Source organism: Flavobacterium myungsuense, assembly GCF_042677265.1.
In the GTDB taxonomy this organism is placed as follows: Bacteria; Bacteroidota; Bacteroidia; order Flavobacteriales; family Flavobacteriaceae; genus Flavobacterium; species Flavobacterium myungsuense.
Map to the genome: position 1 here is coordinate 1 of NZ_JBHTIZ010000037.1, position 2,830 is coordinate 2,830.

The window sequence follows — 2,830 nt, forward strand, 5'->3', positions numbered from 1 at the left end:
ATCTTAAATTAGGAAAAGTAGTAAGATTGATAGCGATAGATGTAGAAGTCCTTGCTTGATTATACCCTCCTGGACCTGTAAGTGTAAACTCATAATTTGTAGCCAAATGAACAGGGTTACACTGAATGTTAGTGTTCATGCTTGCTACTGTTTGATTACAAAACCAAGGTGATCTTAGCTTAGTAGGCAATGCTGCTGGTTCGTTTGGTGTACGAACAGTACAAGTAGCTGGTGAGTAAGATTCCCAATTATCGTTTCTAAAAATCGCAGCACGAATAGTATAGTTTTTAGCCCAATTGAATCCGCGACCAGATGGATTGTCAAAAGTAAAACCCGCTGGATTAAAAGTATTGTTACCACTAGTAACAACTGTAACAACATTAGCTTCATCAGTTACTTGGAAACGATATTGTGTAGCTCCTGCAACTGGTTGACATTGAATAACTTCATTAAGGAAACGAAGTGTTCTTCCACATTGAATTACTTGAGTTATTCCATTATCAAAGAAATAAACATTATCTACATAGATATCAGCAGATCCTCTAGTAGCAGTAAAGTTTTCAAATTTAAATGCTCCAATGCTTGCCAAATTTATGTTAGTATATGATGACAAAGGTATATTAATACTATTCCATCCTGCTTGTATTGGTAATGCAACATCTATCCTTTGTTCTGTAACGCCTTCATTAACTAAAAATACTGCTAAACTTGTACAGTTTGAAGAATAGACATCTAAATGTACAGACTTCATATTAGAAACGTTTAGAAAAGGAACAGTAGTAAGTCCTTGATAAGTCATACTTCCATATTTTCTAGTTGTATTTCCTGCAACAGAAATAGCAGATGATGTTCCTGATTGTCCCCAGTTAGGAGTAAATCCAGCTGCAGCATTAGCATATGAATTACTAAAAACAGAGATTACTTGAAATCCTGGTAATGTTGGAATTGGTGCTGCAACTGCTGGTGCCGCATAAGTTACTGATAATAATGCTGTAACAAAAGCACTTCTGTAAGGCCCTGCAGCAGCTTGAGTAGCAGTTATTATAGAAGTTCCTATACCTACGATGGTAACTGTACTTCCTGATATCGTAGCAACTAATGGATTACTACTAGTATATGTAAATGCTCCAGCACTATTACTTGATGGTTGTACTAAAGTAAAAGCAGCAGACGTAACAAATTTTGAAGGGACTGTAAATGCTCCAAATGTTGGAGGTTCAACAGTAGCCGCTCTGTAGAAATAAACATTATCTACATAAACCGTTTTTCCTGGTCCGTTTAATCCTTCAAACTTTAGCGATTTAATATTTGTCATATTTAAACCTTTACCTACATATGTTGATAATGGAATATCAAGACTTCTCCAACCATTTATTGCTGGTGAAATAGATGCATTCCTATCGCCATTAGTATTACTAAGTAACCAAATATTAAAAGCACTTTCATTAGGAGAATAAATATCCATATGTAATGTTTCCATTTGCGATACATCAGTTACTGCGAAATCTATTATTTCAACAAAACCACCAGGGCCTTGACCAACTAATTTCTTAGCAACATTCCCAGAAAGATCTTCATTTGTTACAATAGAGTCAGCATTCCAAATTGGTGAAGATTTCGTAGCATAAGAACCGCTAAAAAGTGAGATCACATCCCAAGCATTTCTAGCCGGAGGGGTTGGTGCCGGAGTTGTTAATGCAGCAGCTGTTACAACAAATGAAGCACTAATTGAACCAGCATCATAAGCTCCGTTTGCAGCCTGATTTGCAGTTATAGTAGTAGTTCCTGCAGTAAGAATTTGTATTTGATTTCCGTTTACAATAGTTGCAACACTAGTATTGCTACTGGTATAAGAATAAGCACCAGCACTATTAGAAGTTGTTGGAGCAGTTATTGTAAAATCTGCATCGGTATTCGTTTTTGTAGGTACTGTAAATCCTGAAATTGTAGGTAGATTAGCTTGATAGAAATACACATTAGTCAAAAACAATATTGCGCCAGGACTAGAATCAAGAACAATCCATTTCAAAGCTGCTAAATTAACCCCTGGATAAGAACTTAAAGGTATATCATAGGAATTCCAAGCTCTTTGAGTTTTTGCACCTGGAACATTAACTAAAAGCGCAGCGCCATTAGTAGATTCTAGTTTTACTTCGAAAGATGTAAAATTAGGGGACCAAACATCCATGTGTAAAAATGTAGCGGCAGGAGCGGTGGTTACATTAAAATTACCACCTTGATCAGTACCACCCGCATTTAACCCTGAATAATCATGACCTGTATATTTTACAACTGTACTTGCGTCATCTAAAACAACATTTCCAATAATGTTAGATCCTCCAAAGCTATTAAACGCAGGTGCACCAAAAGCATTGCTGTATGTAGCTCCATATACTGATTTTACCACTCCAGCACTTCTTGTTGGAGTTGCAGGTCCAGTAATTGGATTATTACGCAGCAAAGTAGATACAAAAGTTGTCGTTGTGCTTCCTGCTGATTTAGTACCATCTGCTACTTGACTTGCAGTAATATCAGCTGTTCCAACACCAGTAATATCTATTTGATTTCCGTTTACAATGTTTGCAACACTTGTATTACTACTAGAATAAGTAAAAGCACTTGTGTTAGTAGAAGTTGGTGGAGTTATTGTAAAGGTTGCATCAGTCGAAATTTTTTCAGGTAATACAAAAGTCCCATAAACTGGAGCATCTGCAGATGGTTTCCAAAAATATACATTAGTTATATATAATAACCCGTTGGGTGTAATTAAATTATTTGATTTTTAATATTGTTTATAGGTCTGTCAAAAATGAATTTATTGATATACTGA

1 pseudogene is annotated in these 2,830 nt (G+C 35.8%); it reads right to left on the reverse strand.

Annotation, left to right across the window (positions count from 1 at the left end):
* Positions 1-2,461, reverse strand: a pseudogene (locus ACFQ0S_RS11575) (hypothetical protein); the annotation flags it as partial.
* Positions 2,462-2,830 lie beyond the last annotated feature (369 nt).